General features: G+C 70.9%; 1 pseudogene. It reads right to left on the reverse strand.

The window, feature by feature from the left end:
• Positions 1 to 289, reverse strand: a pseudogene (locus tag KVT14_RS20290) (sugar ABC transporter ATP-binding protein); the annotation flags it as partial.

Raw genomic sequence — 289 nt, forward strand, 5'->3', positions numbered from 1 at the left:
GAGCCGATGAAGCCGGCGACGAACACGTTGGCCGGGGTGTCGTACATGTCGCGCGGGGTGCCGTCCTGCTGCAGGTGGCCGTCCTTGAGGTCCGCGATGCGGTCGCCCATGGTCAGCGCCTCGGTCTGGTCGTGCGTGACGTAGACCGTGGTGACGCCCAGGCGGCGCTGGAGCGACGCGAGCTGGGTGCGGGTCTGCACGCGGAGCTTCGCGTCCAGGTTCGACAGCGGCGCGTCCATGAGGAACACGCGCGGCTGGCGGACGATGGCGCGACCCATCGCGACGCGCT

The organism is Cellulomonas sp. GbtcB1, assembly GCF_019091725.1.
Taxonomy (GTDB): domain Bacteria; phylum Actinomycetota; class Actinomycetes; order Actinomycetales; family Cellulomonadaceae; genus Cellulomonas.